Genomic DNA, 13,950 nt, shown 5'->3' with positions numbered 1-13,950 from the left:
ACAAAATAGAAATCATGTTTGGCAGGCTCAAGGATTGGCGTAGAATTGCCACGCGGTATGACCGTTGCCCACACCTTCTTTTCCGCCATTTGCATCGCTGCCATTGTCACCTTCTATATTTAATGAGTCCTGAACCTAGTTTTTTTCTGTTTGTCGCGGTGGGCCAGCTTCCAGGTGAGCTTCATGACGGAAAGCAGTTCGTTGAGCCTGGGGCGTTCCTTAAAAAAACCGCTGGTGGCTTCCGCTTCGGTGAGGGGCGCGAGGGTCACGACCTGATCATCCCGCGTCGCGCCGTCCGCGCGTCGGCCCCGGTTGTCGAAATCGGACAAGCCGTCCAGACGCGGATTCAGAGCTGGGCGGGGCGAAGGCTCATGAGGCGGCAGAACGCTGATGGCGGTCATCCGGTCGGTGCGGGGCCGCTGCCTGAGCGGACTTTTGATCACCGCCTGCTCAGACGCAGGGGCTTGAGAGGCGCTTCCCGCCGTATATTTCGGCGCATTCTCAGGCGGGCTTTCCGGAGACGGCAGGGCTTCCGCTTCGCCTCCGCTTTCCTTCCGCCCGCTCTGCGGGCGCGACGCCTGCCACTGGCGCTCTGCGGCGCTCTGGCGGCGGCGCGCCTCCTGTTCACGGGCCAGAGCGTCCAAACTGTCGCGGATTTCATCGCTGAGGCGGTTGCCCCGCGCGCCCATAGCGCGGCCCAGGCTGGCTTCCAGGTCTTGCAGCATGCGCTCAGGTTCGTCGGCGCTCAGGCAGGTCTGGGCAATCTTGTCGCGAACCTGGCGTCTGGGCGTCACCTCGAAGCCCTGGGCCAGAGTATCGGCGGCCTCGTCGTAAAGCCCCTGGCGCATGAGTTGCCGGGCCTGACTGAGAAAGGGGCTTTTGGCCGAGGGGTCGTCCCGCAGCAGGCGGGCATAGGCGGCGCGGGCGCGGTGCCAGCGCCGGGCGCGCACAAAGGTGTCAGCGGCCCTGGCCAGCCAGAAGCGAAAGCGCGAGAGGTCGCCCTTGCCTTTCCAGGCCACGGCCATGCCCAATTCCGCCTCACCCTTGATCTGGGCGTTGCGCAGGGCGCGCTGAAAGGCATTGATGGCGTTGTTCCAGCGGTTCTGCTGGAGGCACTGCATGCCCACGCGAAAGTAATCCTCGGGCTGGCGCACGGGCTTGAGCAGAATGCCGTAGGTGGACAGGGCCTCGTCAAAGGCTTTGGTGTCGGCATAGCGCGCGGCCTGCTGCAATTGCGTCAGACGCTGCTGCGACGCGGTCAGGGTGTCCAACTGCTCCCGGAGAGCCGCCACGGAATAGGGGCGGCCCAGAAGCGCGCTGGCCCCGCACCCCAGAGTTCTGAGCTGTTCCACCTCGCTGTCGTTGGGCAGGATCAGCAGGACGGGCACGGCCAGCAGACGGGGATGGAGACGCAGGATGGCGCAGAACTGTTCGCCGTCCATGTCCGTCAGTTTCTGGCCGCAGACGATGATGTCCGGCTGAAAATTCTGGTTGTCCGGGGCCAGGCCGGCCAGAATGCGGGCCGCCTGGATGCCTGAGGTCAGCACCCTGACCTGGGCCGCGCCCGCGTCGCGCAGGGCGCGTCTGTCCAGCGCGGCGAGCTGTTCGCTCTCGCTGAGCAGAAGAACATTGGGCAGGCTGCGGCTGGTCATGCGATCATCCATTACTCTCGAACGGGTAAGGGCCACAGCGGCCATTGCGGCGCTGTGGCCCTTACCTCACCCATATTTTATAACCGCTTTCGTCGTCCGGCAAGTGCCGGCAGGGGCTTTGCCGCCGCGCCCGCCGGTCATTTGGCGAAGGGAAGTATGCGGGCCTGGCGTCCGTCAAGGGGTTCCGCCGTTTCAGGCATGACGCGGACGGCGCTTTTGTAGCTGGTGCTGCAATAGGGGCAGAGCAGAGATTGCTGCTGTTTTTCCAGGCGTATCAGAGCGCCTTCGCTTTCATAACAGCGCGGACAGAACGGACCTTGCTTGACCCCGGCGGTGCGCAGCCAGTAAAAGCCGTGTTCCTCATAAAGATTTTGAGAAAGATACAGAATATCCTCAAAGGTCTGCAGACGGACTTTGAGCATGCTCATTTCATCTCGCAGGGCTATGCAGCGCGACTGCATTTCCATGAGCAGGTGGCGGGCTTTTTCCGGTTTGCCGGAGGCGAAGAGATCGTTGATTTCCTTAAAGCGGCGGTAATCCAACATGGCTTTTCCATCCGTGTTATGCCCTGCCTATCGGAATAACGCGGAAAAACCTTTAGGGGCCGCTGAGGGGGAATCCGTGCAAGCTTAAGGATGGATAATTATATCAATGTGATATGGTTAGAAAATTTCTAGAAAAATTGCAAACGGCTTCACATGGGCCTGTGAAGGCCGTGCGCGAGGCTGTCTTTTCTTTGCCGGAAAAAGCGCAGAAACGGCGTGTCGCGCTGTGGCGGCACGCTTACATCTTGTGACGCGAAATCGGGTCCAGGGAACGCAGCAGGTTGCGATAATGTTCTTCCTCATCGGGCCTGTCTTCGTTGGGGAGGATGCCGTCGCGGCTCAACAGGCCGTTGAGCAGGTCCACTTCCTTGCGCGCGCTGACCTTGCGCATCATGTCCGTGGCCGCGTCGGCCGCCTGGGCGGAAGGGGTTTCCCCGCGCGGGCGCTGGAGCGCGCTCGGGCTGACCAGAATGGACGCTCCGGCCCGCAGGGCCAGGGCGATGGCGTCCGAGGGGCGGCAGTCCACGCGCGCCTGGCCTTCAGGGCCGCGCAACGCCAGCAGGGCGTAATAAATGCCGTCCTTCAGTTCGGTGATTTCCACATGGAGCAGTTCGGCCTTGAGCGCGTTGAGGCTCATCAGCAGAAGGTCGTGGGTCAGGGGTCGGGGCAGACGCTCGTTGTTGAGAACCAGGGAAATGGCCATGGCTTCCATGGCCCCCACCCAGATGGGCAGCACCGCTTCCCCGTCGATTTGTTTCAGAATCACGATGGGATTTTTGGTCTGGGGGTCGATGCTCAGGCCGAATACATGCATTTCTACCATAGTTCACCTGTCCGCAGGGCCATGAGGCTGTGCTTTTTGGCCTCTGTGACGCGCACCGGAACCATGCGCCCGGTATGGTCAGCGTCCGGCGGCAGGGCGACATGGGCTGGCGCGCCGTAGGGGTCGCGTCCCTGCCAGCTGGGCTTCCCGTCCGGGCCGCCTCTGCGGCTTCTGCCCTCGATAAGCAGGCAGGTTTCCCGGCCCACGCGGGCGTCCAGCCAGCGCTGGCTGAGCTTTTCCTGAAGGCTCTGAAGGCGCAGCAGGCGTTCCCGCTGAACATCGGGCGGAATCTTGTCTGGAAAAAGCGCGGCCCGGGCGCCGGGCCGGTCTGAATAGCAGAAGGAAAAACTGGACATGAAGTCACAAGCTTCCATCATCTCCAGAGTGGCCTGAAAATCCTCCTCGCTTTCGCCGGGAAAGCCCACGATCAGATCGGTGGAAAGGGCCAGATCCGGCCGGGCCGCGCGCAGGGCGGCCACCAGATTCAGAAAGCCGCGCCGGTCGTACCTGCGCCGCATGCGTGCGAGCACCGCGTCCGAACCGGCCTGCAGGGGCAGATGCAGCCGGGGGCAGAGCTGCGCCAGTTCCGCAAAGGCGGCCACATCTTCCGGCCCCATATCCTTGGGGTGCGGGGTCACGAAGCGCAGGCGCTCCAGACCGGGCAGGGCGGCCACCCGCGCCAGCAGGCTGGCGAAGCTCACGCCGTCGCCGTTTTTATCCCGCCCGAAGGCGTTGACGTTTTGCCCCAGCAGGGTGATTTCACGCGCGCCATGTTCCAGCCGGGTTCGGCATTCGGCCAGAATGGCCGGGGTGGAGCGCGATTTTTGGCGGCCGCGGGTGAAGGGCACAATGCAGTAGGAGCAGAAATTGTCGCAGCCCTGCATGATGTTCACATAAGCCACCGGGCCGCAGGGGCCGTCGACGCCCGCCTCACGCTCCACATAGCGGCTGGTGAAATCCAGCAGGGAGAGGCGCAGGTCCGGCTCGGCCAGCAGGCGCTCGATGGCCTCCGGCGCGCCGCTGACGCCGTCGCTGCCCGCCACCAGGCGCACCTGGCTTTCGCGTTCAAAAAAAGCCGCGCCCACCTGCTGGGCCACGCAACCTGTCACGGCCACCAGCACGCCGGGGTCGCCATGCGTGACCTGGCGTATGCGCCCCAGGGCGCTCATGACTTTCTGCTCCGGCTTTTCACGCACCGAACAGGTATTGACCACCACCACGCGGGCTTCTTCCAGAGGGGCTTCCGCGAAGCCGCGAGCCGTGAGGGCGCGCGCCAGCCACTGGGAGTCGTGCACGTTCATCTGGCAACCGAAGGTAATGATATGGAAGCTCTTTTCAGGCATGGCCGCGCGCGTTCCCTGGAAATTCACTGTTCAATGCCCGAATCCGTATCGTACATGTCCGGCGGGCCTTCCTCTTCCAGGGCGGCCACCCGGTCTTCCAGCCATTCCAGGATGGCGCGGGCAGTGTGATAGTTGAGCAGCACACGGCTGTGGATGTGGCGGGTGACGTCGCGCTGCTCGTCATCTTCGGGCGTGATTTCGTGCCCTATGGAGCCGTCCGGAGTGATCAGCCGCTCAGAGTAGGCGGGCAGGCTGTCGCTCTCATGGTAGAAATTCATTTCGATTTCGCCCTGGGGGTTGATGCCGCCCCAGACGCCGTGGGCTGTCTGCAGGCGGGCTTCGGGCGCCATTTCATATTTGTAGCGGATTTTGGCCGGGGGGGCGTCGTTTTTGCGCATGGAAGCTCCTTTTGTGAAAGCTCGCCGGAATATGTGCGCCCATAAATACGCAAGGCGCGCAGGGAAGTAAAGACGCCGCGCCCCGACGGACTGTCGGCGGACGCGCCCTTGACGGTGCGCCCCCCTTGGTTACAATGGCGGGAGAGGGCGCGGGCTGTTCCAGCCGCGCCCGCACCCCAGAGCGAACTGCCCTTGAAAAAGGCGTGCGCTTTCGGCGACCGCGAGAGCGGACGCCCGCGCCGGGTGAGCCTGAAAACCGCGTTTTTCAGGCGCTTGCCCCGTGTTGCGGGGAAAAGCGGGGCCGCTTTTGAAATTGTGGATTCCAGAAGCAAAATACTCCAAGTCGTCTTTCTGTAAGGAGAGCATGTGAGCGAAACCAGCATTGTCGAGCATCAGATCAAACCATATTTCGATATGGAAGCCTTTATGAATCTGAGCCGTGAAACGCGCCTGGGCGGCGCGACTCTGGAACGGCTTGTGAATCTCTGGGGCCAGTGGCTGCCGGAACTGAAAGTGTGCGAAGTGGGCACGGGCAAAATTTCCTATCTGGCGATCTGGCTGCCGGAAAGCGTGGAGGAGGCCGTGGACGAAGCCTGGGGCAAATCCGCGTCGGACGGCTTTCTGATCAATAACCTGGCCCAGTTCATGTGCATGGCCGCCGTGCAGGAATTGCTGCCGCAGGTGGAGGACGGGGGCTGCGCGCCCTCGCCGCGCCCCACGCAGGCCCTGCGCGAGGCCCTGAGCGGTCTGGGCCTGCCCTACAAGAGCGAGGATTCGTCGCTGCTCAGCCGCCGTTATGCGGTCGTGACCCACTACCCCTTCCGGGGAGGTTGTGAAATATGCCATATGCAGTCTCACTGCCCCAAGGGCCAGGGGCAGGCCGAGAGCGCCGGCGTGCTGCTGCCGGGCTATGAGCGGGAGGAAGGGGAAGACGCTTCCCCGGGCGAATAGAGGCTTCGCCTGCTGGCCCGCCTGCCGCGAGCCGGTGGCTGGCGGGGCCACGCGCCTTGCGAAAGGCGCAGCGCTTTGCCGGCTCTGCCGCGGCTTTCAGCGCCCTTCCATGACCAGGGTGCGCCTGACGCCCTTGGGGGTGCGCACCACCACTTCCACCGTGCGGGCGTTGCGGGTCACGCTTTCCACCAGGCAGGTTTCAGAAGCGTCGGTGTCGTAGTTGCGAACATCCACAGTCTGGCCCTGAGAGGGCAGCCTGTCGGGCGTTATTTCCACAAGGTCGGTGGTGTCGGCGTCAAAACCGTCCCACGCCGGAACCGTCAGCGGCACGAGCAGGCAGCCCGCAATGGCCGCCCCAAGCAGCAGGTGTTTCATGCAGGCAGGTTTAAATCCATTTCGCATTCTTGGCAACATGCCGTATCCGACTGTCGGGGTAAAGCATGCGCGCCCTGCATGACGGCCACGGCCGCAGTGTGCGCTATCTGCGGCTTTCAGTGACGGATCGTTGCAATCTGCGTTGCCTGTACTGCCGCAGCAATGCCAGACAGCGCTTCATTCCCCACGCGCAGGTGCTGCGTTATGAGGAGATGGCGCGCATGGTGGGCATTGCCGCCGCCCTGGGCATCGGCAAGGTGCGCCTGACCGGTGGCGAACCCTTTGTCCGCAAGGGCTGCGACGATTTTCTGGTCATGCTGCGCCAACGCTTTCCGGGCCTGGACCTGCGCGTCACCACCAACGGCACTTTGCTGGCGCCGCACATCCCCTTGTTGCGGCGCATCGGCATAAATGCGGTCAATCTGTCTCTGGATACTTTTGACCGCGCCACCTTCGCACGGATTACGGGGCGGGATATGCTGCCCGCGGTGCTGAAAGCGCTGGACGGCTTGCTGGCGGCGGGCATTCGGGTAAAAATCAACGTGGTGGCCATGCGCGGCGTCAATGGCGGGCAAATGGACGATTTTGTGCATGCCGCCCGGAACATGCCCCTTGACCTGCGTTTTATTGAATTCATGCCTATGGGCGACGGCACGCTCTGGAGCTCTGAAATTTTCTGGGCCGCCGGCGAGGTTCGGGCCGAGGCCGCGCGCCGCGCGCGTCTGATCCCGGTGAAAGCGGACGCGCCGGGCGCAGAGGCCGAATCCGGCCCGGCCCGCATGTACCGCATTGAAGGCGGCCTGGGGCGGCTGGGCTTCATTGCGCCCCTGAGCAATCATTTCTGCCTGGCCTGCAATCGCCTGCGCCTGACCAGCGAGGGCGCTTTGCGCACCTGTCTGTTCGCGGACAGGGAATACCGCCTGCGCGGCCTGCTGCGTCACCCTCGCATGACGGATGAGGCGCTGGCGACGGTGATGCGCCGGGCCTGCGCGGGCAAGCCCGTGGGGGCGGAGCTGCTGCGCGCCCGGCGCGCGGGCGCTGCTGTGGCGGCCCGGCAGATGGTTGGCATCGGAGGCTGATGACCATGTGGGGCAGTATCAGGGCTGAGGCGTCTGATCAGTCTTATGCAAGATAAAGCGACAAGCGACGAAAAGGGGCGAAGCCCCCTTTGTTCCGCTGCGGCGAAGCGCAGGCGGAGGGCTGGTTTTGACGGATTGCCACGACAAATCACCGGCTGGCGAAACTCAAATGAAACGCGTCTGCCCTGGCGATCGTATGAACGGCGGCTGCGCGCATAATCCGGGAGTTGTATGATTGCGTATCTGGAAGGCCGTCTGGCCGAAGTCTGGGGCAATGCCTGCCTTGTGATCACGGAAGGCGGGGTGGGCTATGAAGTGGCGCTGCCCGCGCACACGCTGGCGGCCCTGCCCGGCAGGGGCGGCTCTGTGGCGTTGTACACCAGCCTGGCCGTCCGTGAGGACGCCCTGGAGCTGTTCGGTTTCGCCACCTTTGAAGAGCGCCAGACCTTTGAAGTGCTGGTATCCATCTCCAAGGTGGGAGCGCGCACGGCTCTGGCCATCCTGTCCATCTTTCGCCCTGACGACCTGCGCCGCCTGGTGCTGGAGGACGATGTTCTGGCGCTGACGCGCGTGTCCGGCATCGGCAAAAAGACGGCTCAGCATGTCTTTCTGGAGCTCAAGTACAAGCTCAAGGTGGAGGACGCGCCCCAGGCCGCCGCGCTGCTTGCGGCCGGCCGGCCCGGCTCGGTGTTCCGGGACGTGCTGGACGGTCTTGCCAATCTTGGCTATGCCGAAGAGGAATGCGCGCCCCTGGTCAAGAATCTGCTGCATGAAGAGCCGGATATGGACGTGACTGGCGCGCTCAGGGCCGCGCTCAAGGCGCTGGCCAGAGGGAGAGCCTGATGACGGATTTTGACGGTAATGCGCCGGACGCGACGGCCAGCCTGGATGAAAGCGTCAGGCCGCGCATCCTGGACGACTTTATCGGCCAGGATGAGTTGCGCGCCAATCTGCGCGTGTATCTGGACGCCGCGCGAGAGCGGGGCAAGGCCCTGGACCACACCCTGTTTTACGGCAACCCGGGGCTGGGCAAAACCACTCTGGCCCAGATCATGGCTTCCGAACTGGGCGTCAGTCTGGTCTGCACCTCCGGTCCCGTGCTGGAGCGCAGCGGCGACCTGGCGGCCATTTTGACCAATCTGGGCCGCCATGACATCCTCTTTGTGGATGAAATTCATCGCATGCCTATTGCCGTGGAGGAAGTGCTTTACCCGGCTATGGAGGATTTCAAGCTGGATCTGGTCATCGGCCAGGGGCCGGCGGCCCGCATCGTGAAGATAGATCTGGAGCCCTTTACCCTGGTGGGGGCCACCACGCGCATGGGGCTGATTTCATCACCCCTGCGGGACCGGTTCGGCATTGTGGCCCGGCTGGAATACTACAGCCCTGCCGACCTGGCGCGGGTGGTGCGGCGCACCGCGCGCATTCTGGGCGTGGATGTGACTCAGGAGGGCGCGGAAGAGATCGGTCGCCGCGCGCGCGGCACGCCGCGCATCGCCAACCGTCTGCTGCGCCGGGTGCGGGATTTTGCGCTGGTGCACGGCGACGGGCGGGTCACGGGCGTGGAAGCCGCCTCAGCTCTTACGCGCATGGATGTGGATGAACATGGCCTGGACCAGATGGATCGCAAGCTGCTGGAAGTGCTGATAACGCACTATGACGGCGGGCCTGTGGGCATCAAAACCCTGGCGGTGGCCTGCTCTGAGGAAGTGCGAACCATTGAGGACATTTACGAGCCCTATCTGATCCAGTGCGGCTTTCTCAAACGCACGCCGCGCGGTCGCATGGCCACGGCCAGGGCGTACAAGCATCTGAAATTGCTGCTCTCCTGAAGCTTCAATGCCGGTAATGATGAAAAAAAATCCCGTCCGGCGCTATGCCGGCTTTTGCGTCGCCTCCTTCATCATGGCGCTGGGCATCGCCCTGGTTACCAACGCCAACCTGGGCACCACGCCCATTACCAGCCTGCCCTTTGCGCTGGCCGCCATATTTTCGCTCAGCCTGGGCGCGGCCACCTTTCTGCTCAATGTTCTGTTTGTGGCCGCCCAGAAATGCCTGCTCCGGCAGGAATTTTCGGTCTCGCATCTTTTGCAGCTTCCGGCGGTGCTGCCGTTCAGCGCTTTTATCGACCTCTGCATGTGGCTGACCCAGCCTCTGACCACCTCCGTCTATCCTCTGCAACTTGCGCTTTGCCTGACCGGCTGCGTCGTGCTGGGCCTGGGCGTCAGTCTGGAAATCGTCAGTGACGCCACCGTGCTGCCCGGCGAGGGCATTGTCATTGCCATCGCCTACCGCAGCCGGAGGATTTTCGGCAACATCAAGGTGCTTTTCGACCTTTCTCTGGTGCTTGCGGCCGCCGGGCTGTCCTTTGCCGTTCTGCACGCCGTGGTGGGGCTGCGCGAAGGCACGGTGATCGCCGCCGTGCTGACCGGTTTCTGCGTCCGCTTTTTTTCCCGCTGGACGCGCCGCCTGGGGCCATTTTTTCACGGCGGAAAGTCAATCCGGCACGGCAAGGGGCGGGCATGATCATCACGCTTCTGGATGGCGAGTTTTCCATCTGTCAGATACATGACCTGAAATATATTGATTTTACAGATGATTTTGTTTTTGTGGGCAAGACGGATCAGGAGCTTTCCCTGGTCTGCCGAAGCGCGACCGCGCCGGATGACGCCCCGGCCGAGAAAACGGCTGGAGGGCCTTTCGCATTGCAGGCGCGCTGGCCTTTTCCCTGACGGGCGTTCTGGCCGAACTGTCCGGGCTGCTGGCGGCCTGCGGCATCAGCATTTTTGCCGTGTCCACTTATGCCACGGACTATATTTGGTGAAGAGCGAAAAGCTTGACGAGGCTCTGGCCGCCTTGAGGCGGGCGGGTCATGAATTGGCCCAAGACGGGGAGCCGCTTGCGTCCGCCCGCTCTGCGCGCGGCATGGTTTCCTGATTTTGACTCCAGTGAGGAGGCCCCTGTGATACTCTATCTGCCGGCCCTTGTGCTGTTTTTATACCTGTTGTTCCGGCTGGTGCTGCCGTCGGGCCTGAGCCGCGCCGGCAAGGCGGCGGCAGGCATTGCGCTTTTTTTCGCCTCGCAGGAATACCTGTTGAATGGCTTTTTTTTCGGCGGGCTGTCCGCGCCCCACCTGCCGGCGTGGGTGCTGATGCTCCAGGGCTGGCTGTTCGCCAGCCTGCTTGTTTTGTTCGCGCTGACGCTGCTGCGGGATATGGCGCTTCTGGGAGTCGGCCTTGCCCGCCGGGCGGGGCGCGGCTTGCGGCGGAAGCCGGGACAGAGCGCCGCGTTTTCTCCCGGCAGGCGGCGTTTTCTGGCTGCCGGTCTGAGCGCCGCGCCCGCTTCCGTTCTGGGGCGCGTCTCTCTGGCGGGGCTGGTTCTGGCCCCCACGGCCTGTGGCGTGCGCGAGGCCGTGGCCGTTCCCGACGTTCGGCGGAGAGATGTCGTTCTGCCCCGGCTGCCCGCGGCTCTGGACGGGCTCAGGCTGGCGCAGATCAGTGATCTGCATGTGAGCCCGCTGCTGGGCCGGGGGTGGGTCAGAGCCGTGGTGGAGAGGGTCAACGCCCAGGGGGCGGATGTGGTGGTTCTGACCGGCGACATGGTGGACGGCCTGCCCGCGGATCGCGCGGAAAGCGTGGCCGAACTGCGCCGCCTGCGCGCCCGGTACGCTGTGCTGGCCTGCACGGGCAATCATGAATATTACAGCGGATTCACTGCCTGGATGGAGATTTTTTCCGAGCTGGGCATGACCATGCTGCTGAACAGCCATCAGACGCTCGGCATACGCGGTCATGAGCTGGTGCTGGCAGGCGTTACCGACCCGGCGGCGGCCCGTTTCAACCTGCCAGAGCCGGATCTGGCGGCGGCCCTGGCCGGGGCGCCGGATGGGGCGGCGCGCATTTTGCTTGACCACAGGCCGGGCAATGCCGCGCGCAACGCCCGAAAAGGGGTGGATTTGCAGCTTTCAGGCCATACCCACGGCGGCCACGCGCCGGGCCTGAGCACAGTGGTGGGCCTGTTCAATCAGGGCTATGTGCGGGGCTGGTATCAGGTTGAGGGCATGCCGCTGTACGTCAGCGCCGGCGCTGGGCTGTGGAACGGCTTTCCCTTGCGCGTGGGCGTTCCCTCGGAAATTGCGCTCATCACCTTGCGTTGCGCCGCCGCCCGGCCTGCCTGAAAGAGAAGGCGCCCGTAAAGGGGGGGCTACGCCCCCCCCCGACCTGACGGCAGGCCCGCTTTTGAAATTGCGCATTTCAAAAGCAAAATGCCCTGATAAGGTCTGACTCTAAGCCCGCCCGGCGCGGGAGGCGTTGAGCACGGCCAGCAGCGCCACGCCCACATCCGCAAAGACCGCTTCCCACAGGCCGGAAAGGCCCGCGATGCCCAGGGCCATGAACAGACCCTTGATGCCCAGGGCCAGGATAATGTTTTCCCAGACGATGCGCCGGGTGCGTCGGCCAATGCGCAGCAGCTCCGGCAGGCGTTGGGGATTGTCGTCCAGTATGACCACATCGGCGGTTTCAATGGCCGCTTCAGCGCCGAGGCCGCCCATGGCCACACCCACCCCGGCGGCGGCCAGCACAGGCGCGTCGTTGATGCCGTCGCCCACCATCAGGGTCTGGCGCGTGGGGCCCAGGGCTTCCAGGGCGTCAGCCTTCTCTTCAGGCAGCAGGCCGGCCTTGAGCGCATCCAGCCCCAGCTCTTTTGCCACGGGCCTGGCCTGGCTTTCGCGGTCGCCGGTAAGCATGACCAGCGCATTCACGCCCAGATGACGCAGCTCTTTCAGCGCGCCGGGGGCCTGCGGCTTGATCCTGTCCGATATCACCAGAGCGCCCAGCGCGTCGCCGTTACGGGCCACCTGCACCACGCTTCCGGGCATGTTTACGGGCAGGGGCGTGACGCCATGGGTTTCCAGCAGGGACGCATTGCCGGCCAGCAGTTGAGCGCCGTCCGCGGTTGCTTCCACGCCTTTGCCCACGATTTCGCGCATATCCGTGATGGCGGCGTCAAGGGGGGCGACGCCCTCGCTCCGGGCGGCGCGCAGCACGGAGCGGGCAATGGGATGGTTGGAGCGGCTTTCGGCCAGAGCGGCGGCGGCCAGCAGATTCTCGCGGCTGACGCCGGGCGCCGGCAGCACGGCATTGACCTCGAATATGCCTTGGGTGAGGGTTCCTGTCTTGTCAAAGGCGGCCACGCGAATGTCGCGCAGACTGTCCAGCACCGCGCCGCCCTTGATCAGAATGCCCCGGCGCGATGCCGCGCCGATGCCGCCGAAATAGCCCAGCGGAATGGAAATGAGCAGGGCGCACGGGCAGGAAATGACCAGCAGTACGAGAGCGCGGTAAATCCATTCATGAAAACTTCCCAAGCCCGACAGCGGCGGCGCTGTGGCCACCAGCAGGGCCAGGCCGGTCACCGCCGGAGTGTACCAGCGCGCCAGGCGGGTAATGAAGCGTTCGGTGGGCGCCTTGCGCGCGGCGGCGTTTTCCACCATTCCCAGAATGCGGGCGATGGAGGATTCGGCAAAAGGCGACGTCACTTCCACCGTCAGCGCGCCGTTCAGGTTGATGGTTCCGGCATGAACCCGCCCGCCGGGCAGCAGACGCGCGGGTACGGATTCACCGGTCAGGGGCGAGGTGTCCACCTGGGATTCGCCTTCCAGCACCGTGCCGTCCAGAGGAATTTTTTCGCCAGGCCGAACCAGAATGCGGCTGCCCGGTTTCAGGGCGGCCGGGCTTGTCTCGCGCGTTGCGCCGCCGTCCAGCATCTCATGGGCCGTGGTGGGGCGGGCCGCCAGCAGGGCCCTGACGGAACGGCGCGAATTTCCGGCCGCGCGCTCCTGCATAAATTCGCCGATGCGGTAAAAAAGCATCACCCCCACAGCCTCGGGCAACTGCCCCAGAGCGATAGCCGCGATGGTCGCGCCGCCCATCAGGGTAAACTCGTTAAAAAAATCCCCGCGCGCCATATGGCGCAACATATGACGCAGCACCTCATAACCGCAGAGCGCGTAGGGCAGCGCATAGCAGCATGCCGTCACCAGCCAGGACGGCAGAAAGGTTTCCAACCGCGCGTCCGCCAGCATGCCCACGGCGAAAAGCACGGCGGAAGCGCCCATGAGCAGCGGTTCACGGCGTTCAGCGCCGGCCTCGTGTTCATGCGCCTGGGGGGAACAGGCGCCGCAGGCGCAGTGGCGATCGTCAATGCCGCGGGCATTACTCATGTTTTTTTCTCCCGGAGCGAGCATGTGGGTTTTTGGCGTCCCGCGCGTCGCAGACGGCAGCGGGAATATGCTTTTGTTCCAGAAAGGCATGGATGTTCCTGTTATGAAAGATGCCCGGCAGGGCGGCGGCGTCCTGCAATATCTGCGGGCTGTCGGCCAGTTCTCTTTCCAGCCAGATCAGGGCGTCATGCGCGCTGGGGGTGGGATTTTCCGGCAGGCGATAGTAAACCCAGCGGCCTTTCTTGATGTTTTCGATCAGCCGGGCCTGCCGCAGCAGAAAAAGATGCTTGGAGGTGGTCGAAGCGGCCAGGCCCAGCAAGGTGGTGATTTCGCAGACGCAGAGAGGGCGATGGCGCAAGGCCATAAGTATGCGGACGCGGCTCTCATCCCCCAGGGCGCGAACCAGGTTGAGAAAATTGAACATGGCGTCTCCATTGTTGGCAAGCGGTTACGGCAACCAGATGAGTACGCTTTCATTTCGTTCTGTGGCGAAATATAGGGGCATGCGTCCGCAGTGTCAAGCATGATTCGCCATATGACGAAATATTGACGACATACAGC

At 63.7% G+C, this 13,950-nt stretch carries 16 protein-coding genes and 1 pseudogene; 9 read left to right on the top strand and 8 right to left on the bottom strand.

Features of this window, described 5'->3' with window-relative positions; translation table 11 throughout:
* A pseudogene (locus ACQRA4_RS12765) lies at positions 1 to 123 on the top strand (IS5/IS1182 family transposase); the annotation flags it as partial.
* On the opposite strand, the gene ACQRA4_RS12760 reads toward ACQRA4_RS12765, so the two are convergent.
* The 5 genes from ACQRA4_RS12760 to ACQRA4_RS12740 all read right to left on the bottom strand — a co-directional run bounded on the left by ACQRA4_RS12760 (position 120) and on the right by ACQRA4_RS12740 (position 4,761).
* Positions 120 to 1,652: a histidine kinase gene (locus tag ACQRA4_RS12760; protein ID WP_427823445.1), complete on the bottom strand. Its 1,533-nt coding sequence runs from the start codon at positions 1,650 to 1,652 to the stop codon at positions 120 to 122. The pseudogene ACQRA4_RS12765 and the gene ACQRA4_RS12760 overlap by 4 nt on opposite strands.
* 137 nt (positions 1,653 to 1,789) lie before the next feature.
* Positions 1,790 to 2,197 (bottom strand): hypothetical protein, encoded by a 408-nt coding sequence (locus tag ACQRA4_RS12755; RefSeq protein ID WP_427823444.1) that lies wholly within the window; start codon positions 2,195 to 2,197, stop codon positions 1,790 to 1,792.
* A gap of 238 nt (positions 2,198 to 2,435) precedes the next feature.
* Positions 2,436 to 3,020, bottom strand: coding sequence for a bifunctional nuclease family protein (locus ACQRA4_RS12750; protein ID WP_427823443.1), 585 nt, complete (start codon positions 3,018 to 3,020; stop codon positions 2,436 to 2,438).
* Entirely contained in the window at positions 3,014 to 4,363 is a 1,350-nt protein-coding gene (miaB, locus tag ACQRA4_RS12745; protein ID WP_427823442.1) for a tRNA (N6-isopentenyl adenosine(37)-C2)-methylthiotransferase MiaB, read from the bottom strand. The genes ACQRA4_RS12750 and miaB overlap by 7 nt, the downstream gene beginning before the upstream one ends.
* Before the next feature lie 23 nt (positions 4,364 to 4,386).
* On the bottom strand, positions 4,387 to 4,761 hold the full coding sequence (locus tag ACQRA4_RS12740) for a hypothetical protein (RefSeq protein WP_427823441.1): 375 nt from the start codon (positions 4,759 to 4,761) through the stop codon (positions 4,387 to 4,389).
* A 366-nt stretch (positions 4,762 to 5,127) separates the two neighbouring features.
* On the opposite strand from ACQRA4_RS12740, the gene ACQRA4_RS12735 reads away from it, so the two are divergent.
* Positions 5,128 to 5,712 (top strand): hypothetical protein, encoded by a 585-nt coding sequence (locus ACQRA4_RS12735; protein ID WP_427823440.1) that lies wholly within the window; start codon positions 5,128 to 5,130, stop codon positions 5,710 to 5,712.
* 96 nt (positions 5,713 to 5,808) lie between these two features.
* On the opposite strand, the gene ACQRA4_RS12730 is transcribed toward ACQRA4_RS12735, so the two are convergent.
* On the bottom strand, positions 5,809 to 6,087 hold the full coding sequence (locus tag ACQRA4_RS12730) for a DUF5334 family protein (RefSeq protein WP_427823439.1): 279 nt from the start codon (positions 6,085 to 6,087) through the stop codon (positions 5,809 to 5,811).
* Positions 6,088 to 6,152: 65 nt separating this feature from the next.
* Here ACQRA4_RS12730 and moaA point away from each other — a divergent pair, with 65 nt between their 5' ends.
* The 7 genes from moaA (at position 6,153) to ACQRA4_RS12695 (ending at position 11,343) form a co-directional block, all read left to right on the top strand.
* On the top strand, positions 6,153 to 7,166 hold the full coding sequence (gene moaA, locus ACQRA4_RS12725; protein WP_427823438.1) for a GTP 3',8-cyclase MoaA: 1,014 nt from the start codon (positions 6,153 to 6,155) through the stop codon (positions 7,164 to 7,166).
* 231 nt (positions 7,167 to 7,397) lie between these two features.
* A complete protein-coding gene (gene ruvA, locus ACQRA4_RS12720; RefSeq protein WP_427823437.1) occupies positions 7,398 to 8,009 on the top strand; it encodes a Holliday junction branch migration protein RuvA in 612 nt (203 codons plus the stop codon).
* Entirely contained in the window at positions 8,009 to 8,998 is a 990-nt protein-coding gene (ruvB, locus tag ACQRA4_RS12715) for a Holliday junction branch migration DNA helicase RuvB (RefSeq protein WP_427823436.1), read from the top strand. The genes ruvA and ruvB overlap by 1 nt, the downstream gene beginning before the upstream one ends.
* Before the next feature lie 19 nt (positions 8,999 to 9,017).
* On the top strand, positions 9,018 to 9,692 hold the full coding sequence (locus ACQRA4_RS12710; protein WP_427823435.1) for a YczE/YyaS/YitT family protein: 675 nt from the start codon (positions 9,018 to 9,020) through the stop codon (positions 9,690 to 9,692).
* Positions 9,689 to 9,898 carry a hypothetical protein gene (locus ACQRA4_RS12705; RefSeq protein ID WP_427823434.1) on the top strand — a complete coding sequence of 70 codons (210 nt, stop codon included), beginning with the start codon at positions 9,689 to 9,691 and terminating at the stop codon, positions 9,896 to 9,898. Before ACQRA4_RS12710 ends, ACQRA4_RS12705 begins: the two co-directional genes overlap by 4 nt.
* Entirely contained in the window at positions 9,871 to 9,990 is a 120-nt protein-coding gene (locus ACQRA4_RS12700) for an ACT domain-containing protein (protein WP_427823446.1), read from the top strand. The genes ACQRA4_RS12705 and ACQRA4_RS12700 overlap by 28 nt, the downstream gene beginning before the upstream one ends.
* A 48-nt stretch (positions 9,991 to 10,038) precedes the next feature.
* A complete protein-coding gene (locus ACQRA4_RS12695; RefSeq protein ID WP_427823433.1) occupies positions 10,039 to 11,343 on the top strand; it encodes a metallophosphoesterase in 1,305 nt (434 codons plus the stop codon).
* A gap of 108 nt (positions 11,344 to 11,451) precedes the next feature.
* Here ACQRA4_RS12695 and ACQRA4_RS12690 read toward each other — a convergent pair whose 3' ends face one another.
* Entirely contained in the window at positions 11,452 to 13,389 is a 1,938-nt protein-coding gene (locus tag ACQRA4_RS12690) for a heavy metal translocating P-type ATPase (RefSeq protein ID WP_427823432.1), read from the bottom strand.
* On the bottom strand, positions 13,382 to 13,813 hold the full coding sequence (locus ACQRA4_RS12685) for an ArsR/SmtB family transcription factor (protein WP_427823431.1): 432 nt from the start codon (positions 13,811 to 13,813) through the stop codon (positions 13,382 to 13,384). The genes ACQRA4_RS12690 and ACQRA4_RS12685 overlap by 8 nt, the downstream gene beginning before the upstream one ends.
* Positions 13,814 to 13,950: the final 137 nt, after the last annotated feature.

This window comes from Desulfovibrio sp. SGI.169, from assembly GCF_050313595.1.
GTDB lineage: Bacteria > Desulfobacterota > Desulfovibrionia > Desulfovibrionales > Desulfovibrionaceae > Desulfovibrio.
Note: the sequence above shows the minus strand (reverse complement) of the source record. Positions and strands in the feature narration are given on the sequence as shown.

Coding starts and splice junctions, on each gene's coding strand:
- ACQRA4_RS12760 (WP_427823445.1), bottom strand. CDS start 1,652: ATGACCAGCCGCAGCCTGCCCAATGTTCTTCTGCTCAGCGAGAGCGAA.
- ACQRA4_RS12755 (WP_427823444.1), bottom strand. CDS start 2,197: ATGTTGGATTACCGCCGCTTTAAGGAAATCAACGATCTCTTCGCCTCC.
- ACQRA4_RS12750 (WP_427823443.1), bottom strand. CDS start 3,020: ATGGTAGAAATGCATGTATTCGGCCTGAGCATCGACCCCCAGACCAAA.
- miaB (WP_427823442.1), bottom strand. CDS start 4,363: ATGCCTGAAAAGAGCTTCCATATCATTACCTTCGGTTGCCAGATGAAC.
- ACQRA4_RS12740 (WP_427823441.1), bottom strand. CDS start 4,761: ATGCGCAAAAACGACGCCCCCCCGGCCAAAATCCGCTACAAATATGAA.
- ACQRA4_RS12730 (WP_427823439.1), bottom strand. CDS start 6,087: ATGAAACACCTGCTGCTTGGGGCGGCCATTGCGGGCTGCCTGCTCGTG.
- moaA (WP_427823438.1), top strand. CDS start 6,153: ATGCGCGCCCTGCATGACGGCCACGGCCGCAGTGTGCGCTATCTGCGG.
- ruvA (WP_427823437.1), top strand. CDS start 7,398: ATGATTGCGTATCTGGAAGGCCGTCTGGCCGAAGTCTGGGGCAATGCC.
- ruvB (WP_427823436.1), top strand. CDS start 8,009: ATGACGGATTTTGACGGTAATGCGCCGGACGCGACGGCCAGCCTGGAT.
- ACQRA4_RS12710 (WP_427823435.1), top strand. CDS start 9,018: ATGAAAAAAAATCCCGTCCGGCGCTATGCCGGCTTTTGCGTCGCCTCC.
- ACQRA4_RS12705 (WP_427823434.1), top strand. CDS start 9,689: ATGATCATCACGCTTCTGGATGGCGAGTTTTCCATCTGTCAGATACAT.
- ACQRA4_RS12695 (WP_427823433.1), top strand. CDS start 10,039: ATGAATTGGCCCAAGACGGGGAGCCGCTTGCGTCCGCCCGCTCTGCGC.
- ACQRA4_RS12690 (WP_427823432.1), bottom strand. CDS start 13,389: ATGAGTAATGCCCGCGGCATTGACGATCGCCACTGCGCCTGCGGCGCC.
- ACQRA4_RS12685 (WP_427823431.1), bottom strand. CDS start 13,813: ATGTTCAATTTTCTCAACCTGGTTCGCGCCCTGGGGGATGAGAGCCGC.